The organism is Pseudomonas batumici (assembly GCF_036585405.1).
In the GTDB taxonomy this organism is placed as follows: Bacteria; Pseudomonadota; Gammaproteobacteria; order Pseudomonadales; family Pseudomonadaceae; genus Aquipseudomonas; species Aquipseudomonas batumici.
The window spans coordinates 3,295,081-3,314,927 of the sequence record NZ_CP144470.1 but is presented as its reverse complement, the minus strand read 5'-3'; the positions used below and the strand labels follow the sequence as shown (position 1 = coordinate 3,314,927).

Sequence of the window (19,847 nt, the reverse complement as noted above, 5' to 3'; positions counted from 1 at the left end):
AGCTCGCTTCAAGAGTACGGGTCACGCTGGGTAAAGACCGTTTTTCTGGCGTGTTGGGCAAGGTTGCATTAAGCGGGTCAGGCTGACAAGCAGAACAGTGGCTCTGTGCCTTCAATGTATCGGCCGAGAGGAGAATTTCTTCAGTGAGTGGGCCTGGCCACCGGTCTATTTCGCGGTGTTCCCGGTGTTTGCAGGGCGTTTGCGGGGTTGCCCGGGGCGTGGGCAAAAAAAAGCCCCGCCAAGCGGCGGGGTTGAGGTACGAGCGTGGCGCTCGGAAATCGATGCACGGATCCGGTCTCCTCGAAGGAAGAGACCGGATTCGCGGTTACAGCAGGATGGTGCGGATATCCGCCAGCAGGTCGCTCAGGCGCTTGGTGAAGCGCGCGGCGGCGGCGCCGTTGATCACGCGGTGATCGTAGGACAGCGACAGCGGCAACATCAGCTTGGGCTGGAAGGCCTTGCCGTCCCAGACCGGCTGGATGGTGGCCTTGGAGACACCGAGGATCGCCACTTCCGGCGCGTTGACGATCGGCGTGAAGCCGGTGCCACCAATGTGCCCGAGGCTGGAGATGGTGAAGCAGGCGCCCTGCATCTCGTCGGCGGAGAGCTTCTTGGTCCGGGCCTTTTCAGCCAGGGAAGCCGCTTCGGCAGCGAGTTGCAGCAGGTTCTTCCGGTCGACGTCCTTGATGACCGGTACCAGCAGGCCATCCGGGGTGTCGACGGCGAAGCCGATGTTGACGTACTTCTTGCGAATGATCGCCTTGCCGCTCGGGGCCAGCGAACTGTTGAAGTCCGGCAGTTCCTTGAGCAGGTGGGCGCAGGTCTTGAGCAGCAGCGGCAGGATGGTCAGCTTGACGCCGGCCTTCTCGGCCGCGGCTTTCTGGGCCACGCGGAACGCTTCCAGCTCGGTGATATCCGCCGAGTCGAATTGGGTCACGTGCGGCACGTTCAGCCAGCTGCGGTGCAGGTTGGCGGCACCGGCTTGCATCAGGCGGGTCATCGGCACTTCTTCGATTTCACCGAAGCGGCTGAAATCCACCACCGGGATCGGCGGGATGCCGGCACCGCCGGTTGCGCCGGCGGCAGCAGCGGCCGGTGCTTCCTTGGCCTTCTGCATCATGGCCTTGACGTAGACCTGCACGTCTTCCTTGAGGATGCGACCGTGCGGACCGCTTGCGCTCACGGCGCTCAACTCGACGCCGAATTCACGGGCCAGTTGGCGTACCGCCGGACCTGCGTGAACCTTGGCGCCCGAATTGACCGGTGCGACCGCTGGAGCAGCAGCGGGTGCAGGCGCCGCGGCAGGTGCCGCCGCAGCCTTGGCCGGAGCAGCCGGTGCCGCCGCCTGGGCAGGCGCGGCTGGGGCGGCAGTGCCCTTGACCTTCAGTTTGAGGATCAGGTCACCGGTACCGACTTCGTCGTCCAGCTTGATGGAAACGCTTTCCACCACGCCGGCGGCCGGCGATGGGATTTCCATGCTGGCCTTGTCGGATTCGAGGGTGATCAGCGACTGATCGACCTCGACGGTGTCACCGGCCTTGACCGAGACTTCGATGATCTTGGCCTTGCCCGACGAACCGATGTCCGGCACGTGGATGTCCTGGACGCTGTCGGCGACCGCGGCAGCCGGTGCAGCGGCTGGCGCCGGAGCGGCAGCAGGCGCGGCGGCTTGGGCCGGTGCTGGAGCGGCGGCTGGCGCTGCGCCGGCCACTTTCAGGACCAGGATCAGGTCGCCGGTACCGACTTCGTCGTTGAGCTTGACGTTGATGCTTTCCACGACGCCGGCGGCCGGCGACGGGATTTCCATGCTGGCCTTGTCGGACTCGAGGGTGATCAGGGATTGATCCGCTTCGATGCTGTCGCCGACCTTGACCGAGATCTCGATGATCTGGGCCTTGCCCGACGAACCGATGTCCGGCACGTGCACTTGTTGCGCCGAGGCGGCGGCAGGCGCAGCGCTCGGCGCGGCAGCCGGTGCGGCGGCAACCGGAGCAGCAGCCTGGGCGGCAGGCGCCGGCGCAGCCGCAGGAGCCGCGGCAGCGGCACCCTCGACTTCCAGTTCCAGCAGTTCGTCGCCTTCTTTCAGGCGGTCGCCCAGCTTCACTTTCAGGCTCTTGATGATGCCGGCTTTCGGCGCGGGCACTTCCATGCTCGCCTTGTCCGATTCCAGCGTCAGGATGCTCTGGTCGGCTTCGATGCGATCGCCGACCTTCACAAACAGTTCGATTACTTCACCTTCACCGCTGCCGATGTCAGGTACGCGAATGAGTTCGCTCACAGGGTGTCTCCTCAGCAGTCCAGTGGGTTGCGTTTTTCCGGGTTGATGCCGAACTTGGCGATGGCTTCGGCCACCACTTTAGGTTCGATGTCACCACGGTCAGCCAAGGCTTCCAGGGCTGCCAACACCACGAAATGACGGTCGACTTCGAAGAAGTGACGCAGCTTCTTGCGGCTGTCACTGCGGCCGAAACCGTCGGTGCCCAGGACTTTGAATTCCTTGGACGGGACCCACTGGCGGATCTGTTCGGCAAACAACTTCATGTAGTCGGTAGAGGCGATCACCGGGCCTTGGCGGCCGGCGAGGCATTCTTCGACGTAGCTGCGCTTCGGCTTCTGGCCAGGATGCAGGCGGTTGCTGCGTTCCACGGCCAGGCCGTCGCGACGCAGTTCGTTGAAGCTGGTAACGCTCCACACGTCGGCGCCGACGTTGAACTGCTCGCGCAGGATCTTCGCCGCTTCACGCACTTCGCGCAGGATGGTGCCGGAGCCCATCAGTTGTACGTGGTGAGCCGCTTCCCGGGTGTCTTCCTCGAGCAGGTACATGCCCTTGATGATGCCTTCCTCGGCACCGGCCGGCATGGCAGGCTGCTGGTAGGACTCGTTCATCACGGTGATGTAGTAGAAGACGTCCTGTTGCTCTTCGGTCATCTTCTTCATGCCGTCCTGGATGATCACCGCCAGCTCGTAGCCGTAGGTCGGATCATAGGTGCGGCAGTTCGGGATGGTGGCGGCCAGGATGTGGCTGTGACCGTCTTCGTGCTGCAGGCCTTCGCCGTTCAGGGTGGTGCGGCCGGCGGTACCGCCGATCAGGAAACCACGGGTACGGCTGTCGCCGGCGGCCCAGGCCAGGTCACCGATGCGCTGGAAGCCGAACATCGAGTAGAAGATGTAGAACGGCAGCATCGGCTGGTTGTGGCTGGAGTACGAAGTACCGGCCGCGATGAAGGAGCTCATGGCGCCCGCTTCGTTGATGCCTTCCTCGAGGATCTGGCCCTTCTTGTCTTCCTTGTAGAACATCACCTGGTCTTTATCGACTGGCTCGTAGAGCTGGCCGACGGAGGAGTAGATGCCCAATTGACGGAACATGCCTTCCATACCGAAGGTACGGGCTTCGTCCGGGATGATCGGGACGATGCGCGGGCCGATTTCCTTGTCCTTGACCAGTTGCGCGAGGATCCGCACGAAAGCCATGGTGGTGGAGATTTCACGGTCGCCCGAGCCGTCCAGGATCGCCTTGAGGGTATCCAGTGGCGGGGTCGGGATGTTGAAGCTCTGGGAACGGCGCTGTGGCACGAAACCGCCCAGTGCGGTGCGACGCTCGCTGAGGTAGCGGGCTTCGGCGCTGTTGGGTTCCGGCTTGAAGAACGGCAGGTTTTCCAGTTGGTCATCCTTGACCGGGATGTCGAAGCGATCGCGGAACAGCTTCAGGCTTTCAACATCCACCTTCTTGGTGTTGTGCGCGGTGTTCTTCGCTTCGCCGGCACCGGTGCCATAACCCTTGATGGTCTTGGCCAGGATGACGGTCGGTTGTTCCTTGTGGTTGACCGCTTCGTGGTACGCCGCGTAGACCTTGTACGGGTCGTGGCCGCCACGGTTGAGTTTCCAGATCTCGTCGTCGGACAGATCGGCAACCATCGCCTTGAGTTCCGGCGAGTTGAAGAAGTGTTCACGTACGAACGCGCCGTCTTTGGCCTTGTAGTTCTGGTACTCGCCGTCGATGACTTCGTCCATCCGGCGTTGCAGGATGCCGTCGACGTCCTTGGCCAGCAGTGGGTCCCAGAAACGGCCCCAGATGACTTTGGTGACGTTCCACTGGGCGCCACGGAACACGCCTTCGAGTTCCTGGATGATCTTGCCGTTGCCACGCACTGGCCCGTCGAGACGTTGCAGGTTGCAGTTGATGACGAAGATCAGGTTGTCCAGCTTCTCGCGGCCGGCCAGGGAGATTGCGCCCAGGGATTCCGGTTCGTCGCACTCGCCGTCGCCCAGGAAGCACCAGACTTTCTGCTTGCCTGGCTGGATGAAGCCGCGGGCTTCCAGGTACTTCATGAAGCGTGCCTGGTAGATCGCCTGGATCGGACCCAGACCCATGGAGACGGTCGGGAACTGCCAGAAGTCAGGCATCAGCCAAGGGTGCGGGTAGGACGACAGGCCCTGGCCGTCGACTTCCTGGCGGAAGTTGTTCATTTGCTCTTCGGTGATGCGACCTTCCATGAACGCGCGGGCGTAGACGCCTGGCGAGGTGTGGCCCTGGAAGTAGATCAGGTCGCCGCCGTGTTCGTCGGTCGGAGCCTGGAAGAAGTAGTTGAAACCGATGTCATACAGGGTGGCGCTGGAGGCGAAGCTGGAGATGTGACCGCCCAGGTCAGAATCTTTCAAGTTCGTGCGCATTACCATGGCCATGGCGTTCCAGCGCACCAGCGAGCGAATGCGGCGTTCCATGAACAGGTCGCCAGGCATGCGTGCTTCGTGGGTGACGGGAATCGTGTTGCGGTACGGCGTGGTGATGGCGTAGGGCAGTTGCGAGCCGCTGCGGGTCGCGAGTTCGCCCATACGGGTCATCAGGTAATGAGCACGGTCTTCGCCTTCTTTGTCGAGAACCGATTCCAGGGCGTCCAGCCATTCCTGGGTTTCGACGGGATCGAGGTCTTGCATGGCTTGCTCCAGGGCGGAAAGGCTTCCAGAATCGGTTGCCTGAGTTTGCGACTGGCCTTGTGGGCAGACGACATAAATTCTTGGATGTCCGGAGGTTGTTCCGGAGTTCTGTAGTTTTACTACAAATCGTCGGCCATTTCAGCCTTTCGAATGTATAGACGAGTAGTAAAACTACAGGGCGACGAGTAAAAACTTCCTGCTATGTTGTGAGCGTAATCGATATTGTTGGTTGGAAATGAGTCAAGGCGGCCGCTTTTTTGAGGCTGGCTGCCAAAAAATTACCATTATCAGCTATTTCTAACTTTTGTTCGACAGTCCTTTTCAGAGCGTGTTTCTCGCGATCACAGACTGCCGCTGATTGTTCGATCACCAAGGATAGACCATGAGCCTTCCAACGTTGGCCGACTTGCCGGCCATTCTTCTGCCTGTCGCCGCTCGTGCCGAGCAGTCGTTTCGTGCGGCCGTCGCGGCCCTGGACGATGATCACGGGCTGGCCCAATGGACCGAGCAACGCTGGGCGCAGTTCGCCCGGGTCGGCGCGGCCAGCGACTTCTTTATTGAACAGTCGGTTCGTGACCCTTTGATGTTGCTGGAGCTGGCGCAGTTCGGCGACCTGGATCGCGGTTTTGCGCCGGGGGAGATGTGCGGGCAGATCGCCGCGGCGTTGCAGCAGGTCGACAACGAGGATGAGCTGGGCCGGGTCCTGCGGCGCCAGCGCACGCGCCAGCAGGTGCGGATCATCTGGCGCGACCTGACCCGCCAGGCGGACCTGGTGCAGACCTGTCGCGACCTGTCGGACCTGGCCGACGCCAGCATCGACCAGGCTTATCAATGGTTGTACCCGCGCCATTGCCAGCAGTTCGGCACACCCACCGGGCGGCGTAGCGGCCAGGCGCAGCAGATGGTCATCCTCGGCATGGGCAAGCTCGGTGCCGTGGAGTTGAACCTGTCCTCCGACATCGACCTGATCTTCGCCTACCCGGAAGGCGGCGAGACGGTCGGGGTCAAGCGCCCGCTGGACAACCAGGAGTTTTTCATCCGCCTGGGCCAGCGGCTGATCAAGGCCCTGGACCCGATCACCGTCGACGGCTTCGTGTTCCGCGTCGACATGCGCTTGCGCCCCTATGGCTCGGCCGGTGCGCTGGTGCTGAGCTTCAACGCGCTGGAACAGTATTACCAGGATCAGGGGCGCGACTGGGAACGCTACGCGATGATCAAGGCCCGGGTGGTGGCCGGCGACCAGGTGGCGGGCGCGCACCTGCTGGAGATGTTGCGGCCCTTCGTCTATCGGCGTTACCTGGATTTCTCGGCCATCGAAGCGCTGCGCACCATGAAGCAGTTGATCCAGCAGGAAGTCCGGCGCAAGGGCATGGCCGAGAATATCAAGCTGGGTTCCGGCGGCATTCGCGAAGTCGAGTTCATTGCCCAGGCCTTCCAGCTGATTCACGGCGGGCGTGACCTGAGTCTGCAGCAGCGTCCCCTGTTGAAAGTGCTGGGGACCCTGGAGGGACAGGGTTACCTGCCGCCGGCGGTGATCGGCGAGTTGCGTAGCGGCTATGAATTCCTGCGCTACACCGAGCATGCGATCCAGGCGATTGCCGACCGCCAGACCCAGATGCTGCCCGACGGCGAAAAGGACCGGGCGCGCATCGCCTTCATGATGGGCTTCGACAGTTGGGCGGCGTTTCATGAGCGGTTGATGCACTGGCGTGGACGGGTCGACTGGCATTTCCGCCAGGTCATTGCCGACCCGGATGAAGAGGACGGTGCGCAGAGCGAAGTGGTGGTCGGCGGCGAATGGTTGCCGCTGTGGGAAGAGTCCCAGGACGAGGAAGCGGCCTGCCGGCAGTTGCAGGAGGGCGGTTTCAAGGATGCCGCCAAGGCGCTGAAGCAACTGACGGTGCTGCGTACCAGCCCGCAGTTGCGTGCCATGCAGCGCCTCGGTCGGGAGCGCCTCGATGCCTTTATCCCGCGCCTGCTGGCCCAGGCGGTGGAACATGCCGATCCGGACCTGGTGCTGGAGCGCGTGCTGCCGCTGGTGGAAGCCGTGGCCCGGCGTTCGGCCTACCTGGTGCTGCTCACGGAAAACCCGGGGGCCTTGCGCCGCTTGCTGACCTTGTGTGCCGCCAGCCCCTGGATTGCCGAGCAGATCACCCGTTTCCCGATGCTGCTCGACGAGTTGCTCAACGAAGGCCGGCTGTTCAAGCCGCCCCTGGCGCCGGAGTTGGCTGCGGAGTTGCGCGAGCGGCTGACGCGGATCCCGGAAGACGACCTCGAACAGCAGATGGAAGCCTTGCGTCACTTCAAGCTGGCGCATCGGCTGCGGGTCGCGGCCTCGGAGATCTCCGGCAGCCTGCCGTTGATGAAGGTCAGCGACTACCTCACCTGGCTCGCCGAGGCGATCCTCGAACAGGTGCTGGCCCTGGCCTGGCGCCAGACCGTTGCCCGGCATGGTTCGCCACGGCGGGTCGACGGCAGCTTGTGCGACCCGGGCTTCATTATTGTCGGCTACGGCAAGGTCGGCGGGATCGAGCTGGGCCATGGTTCGGACCTGGACCTGGTGTTCATCCATGACGGCGACCCGAATGCCGAGACCGACGGCGCCAAGCCCATCGATACCGCGCAGTTCTTCACCCGCCTGGGGCAGCGGATCATTCACCTGCTGACCACCCAGACCAACTCCGGCCAACTCTATGAAGTGGACATGCGCCTGCGCCCGTCCGGTGCCTCGGGCCTGCTGGTCAGCTCCCTGGGCGCCTTCGAGCGTTACCAGCAGAACGAAGCCTGGACCTGGGAGCATCAGGCGCTGATCCGCGCCCGGGTGCTGGTGGGGTGCACGGACGTGGGCGCGGCGTTCGAGAAAGTGCGGGCGGCGGTGCTGGGGCGTGAACGGGATTTGCCGACCTTGCGCCAGGAAGTCAGCGAGATGCGCGCCAAGATGCGTGACAACCTGGGGAGCAAGGCCACCGCGGCGGGGACGGCGGCCAATGCCTTCGAGGCCACGGCGCCGTTCGATATCAAGCAGGATGCCGGTGGTATCGTCGATATTGAATTTATGGTGCAATACGCGACATTGGCCTGGTCGAAAGCGCACCCGGCGTTACTCCGCTATACCGATAATATTCGCATTCTCGAAGGGCTGGAGGAAGCCGGCCTGATTCCCGCCACGGATGCCAACCTGCTGCGCGAGGCCTACAAGGCCTATCGCTCCGCGGCCCACCGCCAGGCATTGCAGAAAGAGGCGGGGGTGATCGCCGGCGATCAGTTCGCGGTCGAGCGCCGCGATGTCATGCGGATCTGGACCGAACTGGGGCTAAGCTGATTGATATTTTGGAGGCGGGGAGGCTAATGCCTCCCCGCATCGTTTGTGGAAGCCTATGAATATTCTGATCGTTGGGCCCAGCTGGGTCGGTGACATGGTGATGGCTCAGACACTGTTCCAGTGCCTGAAGCAGCGTCATCCGCAGTGCGAGATCGATGTGCTGGCCCCGGAATGGAGCCGCCCGATCCTCGAGCGCATGCCTGAAGTCCGGGCCGCCTTGAGCTTTCCGCTCGGCCACGGCGCTCTGGAACTGGCCACGCGGCGGCGCATCGGCAAATCCCTGGCCGGTCGATACGACCAGGCGATCCTGCTGCCCAACTCGCTGAAGTCGGCCCTGGTGCCGTTTTTTGCCGGCGTGCCGAAGCGCACCGGCTGGCGCGGCGAGTTGCGCTTCGGCCTGCTCAACGATGTGCGCAAGCTGGACAAGGAACGTTATCCGCTGATGATCGAGCGCTTCATGGCCCTGGCCTACGCGCCGGGTGAGAACCTGCCGACGCCGTATCCGCGCCCCAGCCTGCGGATCGACCCCGCCAGCCGCGACGCGGCGCTGGCCAAGTTCGAACTGAGCCTGGATCGCCCGGTGCTGGCGCTGTGCCCGGGAGCCGAGTTCGGCGAGTCCAAGCGTTGGCCGTCGGAGCACTACGCGAAGGTCGCCGAGGCGCGGATTCGCGAGGGGTGGCAGGTCTGGCTGTTCGGTTCGAAGAACGATCATGCGGTCGGCGAGGACATTCGCCAGCGATTGATCCCGGGCCTGCGGGAGGAGGCGGTGAACCTCAGTGGCGACACCTCCCTGGCCGAGGCCATCGACCTGATGTCCTGCGCCGATGCGGTGGTGTCCAACGACTCGGGACTGATGCACGTCGCCGCGGCGTTGAACCGTCCGCTGGTGGCGGTCTACGGCTCGACTTCGCCGGCTTTCACCCCGCCGCTGGCGGACCAGGTGGAAATCGTCCGCCTGGGCCTGGAGTGCAGTCCCTGCTTCGATCGTACCTGCCGCTTCGGCCACTACAACTGCCTGCGCCAACTCGAGCCGACCCCGGTGAACGAAGCCTTGCAGCGTTTGCTCGGTACTGCTGTCGAGGTCCACTAATTGCGCGTACTGCTGGTCAAGACCTCTTCCCTGGGCGATGTGATTCACGCCTTGCCGGCGCTCACCGATGCGGCGCGGGCGATTCCCGGCATCCGTTTCGACTGGGTGGTCGAGGAGGGGTTCGCCGAGGTCCCGGGCTGGCACCCGGCGGTGGACAAGGTGATTCCGGTGGCGATCCGCCGCTGGCGCAAGAATATCTGGCAGACGATCAAGAGTGGCGAGTGGCGGCGTTTCAAGCAGAGCCTGCGCGCCAACCAGTACGATCTGGTGATCGATGCCCAGGGCCTGGTGAAGAGCGCTTTGCTGACCCGTTATGTCAAGGCACCGGTGGCCGGGCTGGACAAACAGTCGGCCGGCGAACCCCTGGCCAGCCGCTTTTATTCGCGGCGCCTGGCGGTGGCGCGCGGTCAGCATGCCGTCGAGCGCGTGCGCCAATTGTTTGCCGTTGCGCTGGGGTATGACCTGCCCAAGGGGTTGGGCGACTATGGCCTGAATGTCGACAAGCTGATCGAGTTGCCGCGCAAGGCCCCCTTCGTGGTGTTTCTGCACGGTACCACCTGGGACACCAAGCATTGGCCGGAAGCCTACTGGCGCGAGCTGGCCGTGCGCCTGGGGCCGTTGGGCGTGTCGGTGAAGCTGCCCTGGGGCAATGCCGAGGAAAAAGCCCGGGCCGAGCGTATCGCCCGCAATCTGAAACATGTCGCGGTCCTGCCCAGGCTGAACCTGGCCGGGATCGCGAAAGTACTGGCCAACGCCAGTGCCTGCGTGGCGGTCGATACCGGTCTTGGCCACCTGGCTGCCGCGCTGGATGTGCCGACGCTGTCGTTGTTCGGGCCGACCAATTCAGCCCTCACCGGCGCCTATGGCCGGTCGCAGATCCATCTGGCGAGCAACTTTCCCTGTGCACCTTGTCTTCAGAAAAAATGCACCTATGTACCGACAGCGCAGGACCAGCAGCGCTTCGATCTGAAGCGCGAGTGGCCGTTGTGCTTCACGCGGTTGAGTCCCGAGCGTGTGGCGAGCCGACTGAGCGCACTGTTAATGACCGAGGAATAGCACTGATGCATCTGGCTTTTGTACTGTACAAATACTTTTCCTTTGGCGGCTTGCAGCGCGACTTCATGCGCATCGCCTTGGAATGCCAGCAGCGCGGGCACCGGATCCGTGTCTATACCCTGCAGTGGGAAGGCGATATCCCGCCTGGCTTCGACGTGCGGGTGGTGCCGGTCAAGGCGTTGTTCAATCATCGGCGCTATGCAAAGTTCAGTGCCTGGATCAAAGCCGATCTGGCCAGGGATCCGGTGGACCGGCTGGTCGGTTTCAACAAGATGCCCGACCTGGATGTCTATTACGCCGCCGACAGCTGCTATGAGGACAAGGCGCAGAATCTGCACAATTCGTTGTATCGGCTCTCGGGTCGCTATCGTCATTTCGCCGAGTATGAGCGGGCGGTGTTCGGCAGGGGAGCGAAGGCTGAAATCCTGATGATCTCCGAAGCCGAGCAACGGCTGTTCATCAAGTATTACGACACGCCCCTGGAGCGCCTCCACATGCTCCCGCCGGGGATTTCCCTGGATCGCCGGGCACCGGCCAACGCCGCCGAGATCCGCGCCGGGTTTCGTCGAGAGTTCAAGCTGGCGGACGATGAACTGCTGATGGTGCAGATCGGTTCCGGGTTCAAGAAGAAGGGCGTCGATCGCAGCCTCAAGGCCCTGGCCGCGTTGCCGCCGGCCTTGAAAAAACGCACCCGGTTCCTGGTCATCGGGCAGGACAACGCCAAGGCTTTCCAGGCGCAGAGTGTGGCGCTGGGATTGGGCGAGCAGGTGCAGTTCCTCAAGGGGCGCAGCGATATCCCGCGTTTCCTGTTGGGCGCTGATTTGCTGATTCACCCGGCCTACGACGAAAATGCCGGTATGGTTCTGCTTGAGGCCCTGGTGGCCGGGTTGCCGGCCCTGGTGAGCGGGGTCTGCGGTTATGCCCATTACATCGCTGAAGCCGACTGCGGCCTGGTGCTGGATGAGCCTTTCGAACAGGCCCAGCTCAATCGATACCTGGAGCGGATGTTGTCCGATCAGGCCGCGCGCCTGACGTGGAGCCGGCATGGCCTGGCCTTCGCCGAGACGACCGACCTCTACAGCCTGCCGCAGCGCGCGGCAGATAAGATCCTGGCGGAGTGATACCGATGAAGTTGATGCTGGCCGAACCGTTCAAGCACTTGTGGGGCGGACGCGATGCGTTCGCCGAGGTCGAGCGCCTGGAGGGGGAGGTTTACCGTGAGCTGGAAGCCCGCCGTACCTTGCGTACGGAAGTCGCCGGCCGGGGCTATTTCGTGAAGATCCACCGTGGCATTGGCTGGCGCGAGATCTTCAAGAACCTGTTGACCGCCAAGCTGCCGGTCCTCGGTGCGGGCCAGGAGTGGCAGGCGATCCAGCGCCTGCAGGAAGCCGGGGTGCCGACCATGACCGCCGTGGCCTATGGCGAACGTGGCAGCAATCCGGCGGACCAGCACTCGTTCATCGTCACTGAGGAATTGGCGCCGACCATCAGCCTCGAATTCTACTGCATGGATTGGCCCAAGCAGCCGCCGGAGCCGCGGCTCAAGCGTGCGCTGATCGCCGAGGTGGCGCGTATGACCGGCATGATGCACCGTGCCGGGGTCAATCATCGCGACTGCTATATCTGCCACTTCCTGCTGCATACCGACAAGACGGTGACTGCCGACGACTTCAAGCTCTCGGTCATCGACCTGCACCGTGCCCAGACCCGTGCGGCCATCCCGCTGCGCTGGCGCAACAAGGATCTGGCGGGACTCTATTTCTCGGCGCTGGATATCGGTTTGACCCGGCGCGACAAGCTGCGCTTCCTGAAGGGCTACTTCCGGCAGCCGCTGCGCCAGATCCTGCGTGATGAAGCGCCGCTGTTGGCCTGGCTGGAGCGCAGGGCGGAAAAACTCTACCGGCGCAAACAGCGCTACGGCGGCGCACTTTGATGTTGCTGCGCCTGCGTCGTTCGTGGAGGGAAATCGTTGATGCATTTGTCTGAATTGAAAGCGGCCGGACGCGCTCCTGTATTGCCCCTGGGCGTGGAGTTGGAGGATGCCGCCGGCAGCGCGCAACTGCAGTTGTTGAGTCTGTTGCGTGTGCTGCCTGGCCGGCGTTATGTCGGTGCCGGGGTCTGGCGTGGGCGTACGGTGCTCGCCAAATTGCTGGTGGGGCGCAAGGCGGCACGGCACTTCCAGCGTGAGCGACGAGGTGCTCGACTGTTGGCCGAGCAAGGCCTGAGCACGCCGCTGTTGTTGGTCGATGGCCTGAAGCAAGGCGAGGGCGGCTGGTTGCTGTTCGAGTTTCTCGACGGCGCCGAGAGCCTGGCTGATGCCTGGAGCAAGGTTGAATCGCTGCCGCTGCTGGCCGATGAGCAGCAACAGGTGTTGGCCAAGGCGCTGACGGCGATTGCGCAGATGCACGGCAAGGGCCTGTGGCAGGACGACCTGCACCTGGACAATCTGCTGCTCCAGGACGGCAAGCTGTATTTGATCGATGGTGCCGGAATCCGCGTCGAACAGGCGGGCAAGCCTTTGTCGCGGCAGAAGGTGCTGGAAAACCTCGGGGTGTTTTTCGCCCAGTTGCCCAAGGCGCTCGAACCCTTTATCGAAGAGCTGCTGGTGCATTACCTGTTGAGCAACGGCGAGCATGCGTTACCGCTGGAGGCCTTGCTCAAACAGGTGGACAAGGTGCGCGGCTGGCGCTTGAAGGACTTTTTGCGCAAGGTGGCGCGTGAGTGCACGCTGTTCAGTGTCCGCGATGGGGCGTTCGGCCTGCGGGCGATTCGTCGCGAAGAAGAGGCGCTGCTGGGCCCGGTGCTGGAACAGGCCGATGCGCTGCTCGCGCAAGGTCCGCTGTACAAGAATGGCGGCTCGGCAACGGTGGGGCGGGTCGATATCGACGGCCGTCCGCTGGTCCTTAAACGCTACAACATCAAGGGTTTCAGCCATTGGCTCAAGCGTTTCTGGCGGCCGACCCGGGCTTGGCATTCCTGGCGCGAGGGCAATCGCCTGGAGTTCCTCGGGATCGCCACGCCCAAGCCGCTCGCCGTGCTGGAGCGCCGGTTTTTCTGGCTGCGCAGCCGCGCCTATCTGCTCACCGAGCACCTGGCCGGGCCGGATGTGATCGAGCGCTTTGCGCCGTACGTGGAGTCGGGCGAAGTGCCGCCGACCGAACTCGAGGCGCTGGAGCAGTTGTTTGCCGAGTTGATTCGCGAACGTATCAGTCACGGTGATTTCAAGGGGCATAACCTGTTCTGGCAGGATGACCGCTGGGTGCTGATCGATCTGGATTCGATGCGCCAGCATGCCTCGCCGCACAGCTTTGCCAAGGCCTATGCCCGGGATCGCGCGCGTTTCATGCGCAACTGGCCGGCGAGCAGTGCGTTGTATCAGGTGATTGACCAGCGCTTGCCCCGGTCGAGTGCGCTCCCCCAGAACTGAGTTGGGAAAGAGGGGTAGGCGAAGCGAGATTGATCGTCTGCCCAGTGTCAGTTCCCTGGGTAATCCTTGCTATAATCCCGCCCTTTAGCTGTTTGCCGCCCTTGGCGGGAACACATTTTCTCAGGCGCATTGCCGCCTGCATGCAGACTTTCAAGAGGCTAGACCCCTGTGGCATTGACGATTCTTGGCCTGTCCGGCGCCCTTAGCCATGATCCTTCCGCCGCCCTGTACATTGACGGCAAGCTGGTCGCGGCCGCTGAAGAAGAACGCTTCGTGCGCGATAAGCATGCAAAGAACCGCATGCCCTACGAGTCGGCGAAGTTCTGCCTGGAGCAGGCCGGTATCAAACCGTCCGACGTCGATGTGGTGGCCATTCCGTTCGCCCCCATCAGCCTGTTCGGCAAGGCCCGCTGGCAGTACGCCAAGCGCTACTGGTACGCCCCGGATCGCGCCCTCGATGCGATCCTGATGGGCAACCGCCGCTACAAGCGCTATCGCAGCAAGATCGTCTGGTGCCTGGAGCAACTGGGCTTCGATCCGAAGAAAATCAAGATCGAACCGGTCGAGCACCACCTGGCCCACGCGTCCAGTGCCTACCACTGTTCCGGGTTCAAGGAAAAAACCGCGATCCTCGGTATCGACGGCAAGGGCGAGTACGCCACCACTTTCTTCGGCTACGGCGAAAACGGCAAGATCCACAAGATCAAGGAGTTCTACGATCCGGACTCCCTGGGCGGCCTGTACGGCGCGATCACCGAGTTCCTCGGCTTCGATATGCTCGACGGCGAGTTCAAGGTGATGGGCATGGCCCCTTACGGCGATGCCAGCAAGTATGACTTTTCGCGCCTGGCCTCGTTCGAAAACGGCGAACTGGTGATCAACACCGACTACGCCAACGTCGTCGGCCTGCGTCGCTACAAGGAGAAGGGCAAGGGCTTCTTCTTCACGCCGAAACTGATCGAATGGCTGGGCCCCAAGCGCCAGGGCGATGTGGCCGACGAGCCGTACATTCACTACGCCGCCAGCATCCAGGCGCTGTTCGAGAAGATCTCGCTGCAGATGATCGACCACTACCTGGGCGATGTTCTCAAGGAAACCGGCAAGCTGGCGTTTGCCGGCGGTTGTGCGCTGAACGTCAAGCTGAACCAGAAGATCATTGCCCGCGACGACATCAAGGAGTTGTTCGTGCAACCGGCTTCCGGCGACGCCGGTACGGCGGTGGGCGCGGCGGCCTACGTGTCCCACGCTCGTGGTGTGCCGGTGGAGAAGATGGAGCATGTCTATCTCGGCCCGTCCTACAGCAACGAGGACGTGATTGCCGCCTGCGCGCGTCACGAGAACGCGCCGAAGTGGCGCAAGCTCGACAACATGCCGGAGCAGATCGCCAAGATCATGGTCGATGGCAATCCGGTGGCCTGGTTCCAGGGTCGCATGGAGTTCGGTCCGCGGGCCCTGGGCGGCCGTTCGATCATCGGTTGCCCGAGCGTCGCCGGCGTGGCGGATCGGATCAACCACCAGATCAAGTTCCGCGAGCGCTGGAGGCCTTTCTGCCCGTCGATGCTCGACACCGTCGCGCCACAGATGATCAAGATCGATCACCCGGCGCCTTTCATGACCTTCACCTTCGAAGTGGCTGAAGAGTGGAAGACCCGTGTGCCGGAAGTCGTCCATGAGGACGGCACCTCCCGGGCCCAGGTGCTCAAGCGCGAATACAACCCGCGCTACTACGACATGATGAAGGCGCTGGAGGTGCTGACCGGCAATGGCGTGTCGCTGAACACCTCGTTGAACCGTCGCGGCGAACCGATGATCTGCTCGCCCACCGATGCCCTGAACATGTTCTTCGGCTCGGACCTGCAGTACCTGATCATGGAGGACATCCTGGTGGTCAAGGAGGGGGCGCAGGCCTATGACTCGCTTGGTTGATGGTGTCTGCCTGCATCACTGCTGCACGGAGAATGTATGAAGCCCCGCTTCAAGGTTTTGCAGTTACTGCCGGATTACCGGGTAAAGGAAAATGACTTTGCCGATCTGGGGGAGCAGATTGTCAAATCGCTTCCGGTAGAGCGCTTCGAGGTGACTTCGGCCTATCTCAGGGGACGCCGGGAGCCCGGGCAACCCTTGAGCGTGGCGGAGCACTCCAAGTACTTCGAGTTTCCCTATAAGGCCATCAAGGGAATCCGTCGCCTGGGGGCCATGTGGCAGATCTACAAGTACTGCCGCGAGCAAAAGTTCGACGTGGTGATTTGCAACCGCTACAAGTCAGTGAACATGATGCTGACGCTCAACCGCTGGCTGAAAATCCCGTTGTGCATGGCGGTCGTCCATGGGGTCGAAGAATACGAGCGTGTCTATCGTCGTGTTCATCATCAGCGTTGGGTCAGTCCGAGCTGGCGATTTGTGGGTGTTTCGCCGGCAGTCAGGGATTATCTCGTGGGGTTGAACTGCGGCTTCACGCTGCAGAACACCACCTATGTCACCAATGCCATCGATATCGAGCAGTCCGAGGCTTTGCAGTTGTCACGCGAGCAGGCCCGCGAGGCATTGGGCCTTGCGCTCGGGCCGAGGGTCATCGGGGCATTGGGTCGCCTGGTGCCGATCAAGGGGCATAACCATTTGCTGCAGGCTTTTGCCTTGCTCAAGGACAAGTACCCGAACGCCCAGGTGGCGATCATTGGTTCCGGGCGCGCCGAAGCGGACCTGCGGGCCGACATCGAGCGTCTGGGGCTGACCGGGCGCGCGCATCTGGCCGGTTTTCGAGAAGACGCCATGAAGTACGTGCGGGCGTTTGATATCTGGACCATGCCTTCGCTGACCGAAGGGTTGGGTCTGGCCTTGCTGGAGGGGATGAGCGGGCACTTGCCGGTCATTGCTTCCAACGTCCCGGCGATGTTGCCGCTGGTGCAAGGCGCCGGCGGCCTGTCCCACGATCCGGGCAATGTGGAGCAGCTGGCGGCGGCGCTGGATACCTATCTGGCGATGAGTGACGAGCAACTGCGCGCCAAGGGCGAGCAGGCCTTCCGTTACCTGGAGGAGAATCACACGCTCAAGGAGTTCAGGCAAAAGTACCTGGACGTGATCGAAACCGGTCTGCGCGAGGCGGGTCGGGCATGAGTTCTCAGCCGCTGGTTTCGGTTGTCATTGCTTCCTACAACCATGGACCCTACATCGAGCAGAGTATCCTGAGCGTGCTGGGCCAGACCTACCCGAATATTGAGCTGTTGGTGGTCGACGATGGTTCGAAGGACGATAGCGTCGAGCGCATCACGCGTTTGCAGGCCGAGCATGGTTTTGATTTCCGGACCCAGCAGAACCAGGGGCTGACGCGCACCCTCAATGGTGCCATTGCCCGGACCAAAGGGAGCCTGATCGTCTCTTTCGGCTCCGATGACATCATGTTTCCCGAGCGGATCGCCATCCAGGTTGCGCATATGGCGGATAAGCCCGAAGTGGGTATCTGTGCCGGCAATATGGAGCTCATTGATAGCCATGGCGAACTGAGGTCGGAAAAGCGCCAGCGCCGTGATCGGCCATTCCGGCGCTTGAGCTTCGACGACATGTTCATGGGGCTCAAGCCGTTCCCGCCGGCACCGACGCTGATGTTGCGGCGTGAGGCCCTGGACAAGGTCGGCGGCTTCGATCCGGATATTCCCCTGGAGGATCTGTGTATCGAACTCAAGATCACCCACGCCGGTTATTACATCGATGTCCTGAATGTGGTCATGGCCCAGTACCGCCAGCATCCGACCAACACGTCCAAGAATCATCGGTTCATGATCGAGAACGTGCTCAAGACCTATGCGTTGTTCAGTGACCATCCGGGCTACGATATCGCGCGTTACAAATTCCTGAATTCGATGTTTGTCAAAGTCGCCAATCGAGATCGGGCACTGGCCCGCGAGCTGCTCAAGCAACTCCCGTTCACATATTTCGATCGCAAGACCTTGCGCGGTCTGGGGCGTTTGTTCTTCTCGTCGCAGCATAGGGGTTGACGGCGTGGGCTGGCTTAAACGCTATCTGGAAAAGCGCTCCAGGCGCGCCATTCGCAAACTGCCGAAAATCGAGCAGGGAGGCGCCCGTTTCCGCCTCCGGTACCCCGACTACGATTATGGCTACGGCAGTTATGGCGTACCGCAGGTCCATGATTGGCATGAAGGTACGACGTTGCGTATCGGTGCCTATTGTTCGATCGCCACGGGCGTACAGATTTTCCTGGGTGGTCATCATCGCGCTGATTGGGTGAGTACTTTCCCGTTCCCTGCCATGTTGCCGCAGGCGTCGCCTATTGCCGGCTATGGCGGTTCCCATGGTGACGTCAGGGTCGGCAACGATGTATGGCTCTGTTCCAATTGCACCGTGCTGTCAGGCGTGACCATCGGCGATGGCGCTATTGTTGCCGCCGGTGCGCTGGTGACCCGGGATGTCGAGCCCTATGCCGTGGTCGGCGGCAATCCGGCGCGCTTTCTGAAGTGGCGCTTTCCAGAAGAGCAGCGCCTTGCGCTGTTGCAAAGTGCCTGGTGGAGTTGGCCGAAGGAAGAGGTGCAGGCGGTGGTCGGCAAGCTCTGCAGCGACGACATCAGCGGATTCCTGGACTACGCCAGGGAACGCACACCCTCTTGAGTTGTGAAGGGCGTACGCGTCCTGGGGCATTGCCGTCTAGCGACGGCGCGGAGATGAGCAGGCCACGACTCAAGCTTGGGTCTGTTTGCTCTTTGCCAGTTGATTGCGGCGGTTGGCGATGCTGAGCGCGGCGATCAGGGCCAGGGGGATCCACAGCAGGAACCAGTGCTCACGCGGCCGTGTGAGTATTGCGCCACCTTCGGCCAGACCCGCGCCAATGCCGTAGACCAGCAGGGTGGAGGCGAGGATGAACAGTGGTTGGAGACGCTGCTGGTAGCCGCAGAACAGTCCCCGCAGCAACACGAACGCCCAAGGGATCATCCCGATGATACCGATGTAGTAGAGAACCCCCAGGGCAAAATTGTGGGGTTCCAGCAGCGAATAGCCCAAGCCGACATCGATGCTCAGCTCGGCGTCGTACCCATGACCGATCCAGGGATGCTCGGCGATTCGCCCCAAGGCAATTTGCCAGATCTGTGGACGATAGGAGCTGCCGCGGTCGCCCAGTATCTCCGGGAACAACAGCAGAATGGCTGCGGACCCCAGCAGCATGCCCGCGATCAATACCAGGGACCTTCGATTGCGGCTGACGATACCGAGCCACACGATGGACAGGGCAAGGGCCACCAGAGGTGTGCGTGAGCCCGTTGCCAGGATCGCGATCAACATGACGGCCATGGCCGGCACACTGAGCCAGAGGACTGACAGGCGCTGGCTGGTAATGCAGATGAACAACCAGTAAATACAGAAAAAACCGAACAGGTGAGAGCTCAGCAGCGGGTTGGTGAAGGCTCCGCCTCCGACCATCCGGTGGCCTGGCGCATAGGTGCTTATAAACGGCACGAGGTAGCTGATGGTCGCGATCAGGGCAATGATCGCCGCGCAGAACATCAGGGGGCTCAAGGCCTCGCTACGGTACTGCAGCAGCATGGCGCAACCGGCGAAGAGCATGAGCGATTGCAGGGGGATTTTCATCAAGCCGAAATCCGTGCTCTCTGAAGGGCTCCAGAAAAGGCTCAGGCAGACCCAGATACACAGCGCCAGGAACCCGGCAAAAATCGGCTCACCCAGCAGTGTCTTGATTTCCCTTGGACGCAGGCAGAGCATCAGCAGTGAAGGAATGCCGAACAACCCGAGATAGAACGAAGCCAGCGTGCTACGGCTCTTGAGATAGAACATCCCTGAAAGCAGAATCAGCAATCCCAGCGGCAGAACCCATTGACACAGGAAGTCGAAAATACGGTTTGAAGCAGAGGTAAGACGATTGAATTGCATGCAGGTAGGTCATTCCGCCGATGGGATCGCCGCCCATCATAAGTGGGTAGCATTTCAATGTCATTGGTCAGGGCCCGGAATTGTCGGGTGCGTCCTGTGCAAATAGACCCGGGAAGCTGTGC

The 19,847-nt window shown here is 62.1% G+C and carries 13 protein-coding genes; 10 read left to right on the top strand and 3 right to left on the bottom strand.

Features of this window, described 5'->3' with window-relative positions; all coding sequences use genetic code 11:
- Positions 1 to 325: 325 nt before the first annotated feature.
- Together aceF and aceE are read right to left on the bottom strand one after the other, a co-directional pair.
- Positions 326 to 2,278 (bottom strand): dihydrolipoyllysine-residue acetyltransferase, encoded by a 1,953-nt coding sequence (gene aceF / locus NUH87_RS14930; RefSeq protein WP_338526630.1) that lies wholly within the window; start codon positions 2,276 to 2,278, stop codon positions 326 to 328.
- A gap of 11 nt (positions 2,279 to 2,289) precedes the next feature.
- Positions 2,290 to 4,935: a pyruvate dehydrogenase (acetyl-transferring), homodimeric type gene (gene aceE / locus NUH87_RS14925; protein ID WP_338526629.1), complete on the bottom strand. Its 2,646-nt coding sequence runs from the start codon at positions 4,933 to 4,935 to the stop codon at positions 2,290 to 2,292.
- Between the two features lie 382 nt (positions 4,936 to 5,317).
- Between aceE and glnE the strand changes: the two genes are divergently transcribed.
- The 10 genes from glnE to NUH87_RS14875 all read left to right on the top strand — a co-directional run bounded on the left by glnE (position 5,318) and on the right by NUH87_RS14875 (position 18,450).
- Positions 5,318 to 8,257 carry a bifunctional [glutamate--ammonia ligase]-adenylyl-L-tyrosine phosphorylase/[glutamate--ammonia-ligase] adenylyltransferase gene (glnE, locus tag NUH87_RS14920; protein ID WP_338526628.1) on the top strand — a complete coding sequence of 980 codons (2,940 nt, stop codon included), beginning with the start codon at positions 5,318 to 5,320 and terminating at the stop codon, positions 8,255 to 8,257.
- Positions 8,258 to 8,312: 55 nt separating this feature from the next.
- Complete coding sequence (gene waaF, locus NUH87_RS14915; RefSeq protein WP_338526627.1) at positions 8,313 to 9,347, top strand: lipopolysaccharide heptosyltransferase II; 1,035 nt, start codon at positions 8,313 to 8,315, stop codon at positions 9,345 to 9,347.
- Positions 9,348 to 10,403 carry a lipopolysaccharide heptosyltransferase I gene (gene waaC, locus NUH87_RS14910; RefSeq protein WP_338526625.1) on the top strand — a complete coding sequence of 352 codons (1,056 nt, stop codon included), beginning with the start codon at positions 9,348 to 9,350 and terminating at the stop codon, positions 10,401 to 10,403.
- A 5-nt stretch (positions 10,404 to 10,408) separates the two neighbouring features.
- Positions 10,409 to 11,524: a glycosyltransferase family 4 protein gene (locus NUH87_RS14905; protein WP_338526623.1), complete on the top strand. Its 1,116-nt coding sequence runs from the start codon at positions 10,409 to 10,411 to the stop codon at positions 11,522 to 11,524.
- Positions 11,525 to 11,529: 5 nt separating this feature from the next.
- Positions 11,530 to 12,336 (top strand): lipopolysaccharide core heptose(I) kinase RfaP, encoded by an 807-nt coding sequence (gene rfaP / locus NUH87_RS14900; RefSeq protein ID WP_338526621.1) that lies wholly within the window; start codon positions 11,530 to 11,532, stop codon positions 12,334 to 12,336.
- A gap of 39 nt (positions 12,337 to 12,375) precedes the next feature.
- On the top strand, positions 12,376 to 13,830 hold the full coding sequence (locus tag NUH87_RS14895; RefSeq protein ID WP_338526620.1) for a lipopolysaccharide kinase InaA family protein: 1,455 nt from the start codon (positions 12,376 to 12,378) through the stop codon (positions 13,828 to 13,830).
- Positions 13,831 to 13,998: 168 nt separating this feature from the next.
- A complete protein-coding gene (locus tag NUH87_RS14890; RefSeq protein WP_040063781.1) occupies positions 13,999 to 15,756 on the top strand; it encodes a carbamoyltransferase family protein in 1,758 nt (585 codons plus the stop codon).
- 36 nt (positions 15,757 to 15,792) lie between these two features.
- Positions 15,793 to 16,944 carry a glycosyltransferase family 4 protein gene (locus tag NUH87_RS14885; RefSeq protein ID WP_338526618.1) on the top strand — a complete coding sequence of 384 codons (1,152 nt, stop codon included), beginning with the start codon at positions 15,793 to 15,795 and terminating at the stop codon, positions 16,942 to 16,944.
- On the top strand, positions 16,941 to 17,822 hold the full coding sequence (locus NUH87_RS14880) for a glycosyltransferase family 2 protein (protein WP_338526617.1): 882 nt from the start codon (positions 16,941 to 16,943) through the stop codon (positions 17,820 to 17,822). Before NUH87_RS14885 ends, NUH87_RS14880 begins: the two co-directional genes overlap by 4 nt.
- Before the next feature lie 4 nt (positions 17,823 to 17,826).
- Positions 17,827 to 18,450, top strand: a complete 624-nt coding sequence (locus NUH87_RS14875) for a CatB-related O-acetyltransferase (protein ID WP_338526616.1) — start codon at positions 17,827 to 17,829, stop codon at positions 18,448 to 18,450.
- Between the two features lie 69 nt (positions 18,451 to 18,519).
- On the opposite strand, the gene NUH87_RS14870 is transcribed toward NUH87_RS14875, so the two are convergent.
- On the bottom strand, positions 18,520 to 19,725 hold the full coding sequence (locus tag NUH87_RS14870; RefSeq protein ID WP_338526614.1) for an O-antigen ligase family protein: 1,206 nt from the start codon (positions 19,723 to 19,725) through the stop codon (positions 18,520 to 18,522).
- Positions 19,726 to 19,847 lie beyond the last annotated feature (122 nt).

What these genes read in the sequence shown, in the direction of transcription:
- aceE (WP_338526629.1), bottom strand. Translation starts at nt 4,935, where the DNA reads ATGCAAGACCTCGATCCCGTCGAAACCCAGGAATGGCTGGACGCCCTG.
- glnE (WP_338526628.1), top strand. Translation starts at nt 5,318, where the DNA reads ATGAGCCTTCCAACGTTGGCCGACTTGCCGGCCATTCTTCTGCCTGTC.
- waaF (WP_338526627.1), top strand. Translation starts at nt 8,313, where the DNA reads ATGAATATTCTGATCGTTGGGCCCAGCTGGGTCGGTGACATGGTGATG.
- NUH87_RS14905 (WP_338526623.1), top strand. Translation starts at nt 10,409, where the DNA reads ATGCATCTGGCTTTTGTACTGTACAAATACTTTTCCTTTGGCGGCTTG.
- rfaP (WP_338526621.1), top strand. Translation starts at nt 11,530, where the DNA reads ATGAAGTTGATGCTGGCCGAACCGTTCAAGCACTTGTGGGGCGGACGC.
- NUH87_RS14895 (WP_338526620.1), top strand. Translation starts at nt 12,376, where the DNA reads ATGCATTTGTCTGAATTGAAAGCGGCCGGACGCGCTCCTGTATTGCCC.
- NUH87_RS14885 (WP_338526618.1), top strand. Translation starts at nt 15,793, where the DNA reads ATGAAGCCCCGCTTCAAGGTTTTGCAGTTACTGCCGGATTACCGGGTA.
- NUH87_RS14880 (WP_338526617.1), top strand. Translation starts at nt 16,941, where the DNA reads ATGAGTTCTCAGCCGCTGGTTTCGGTTGTCATTGCTTCCTACAACCAT.
- NUH87_RS14870 (WP_338526614.1), bottom strand. Translation starts at nt 19,725, where the DNA reads ATGCAATTCAATCGTCTTACCTCTGCTTCAAACCGTATTTTCGACTTC.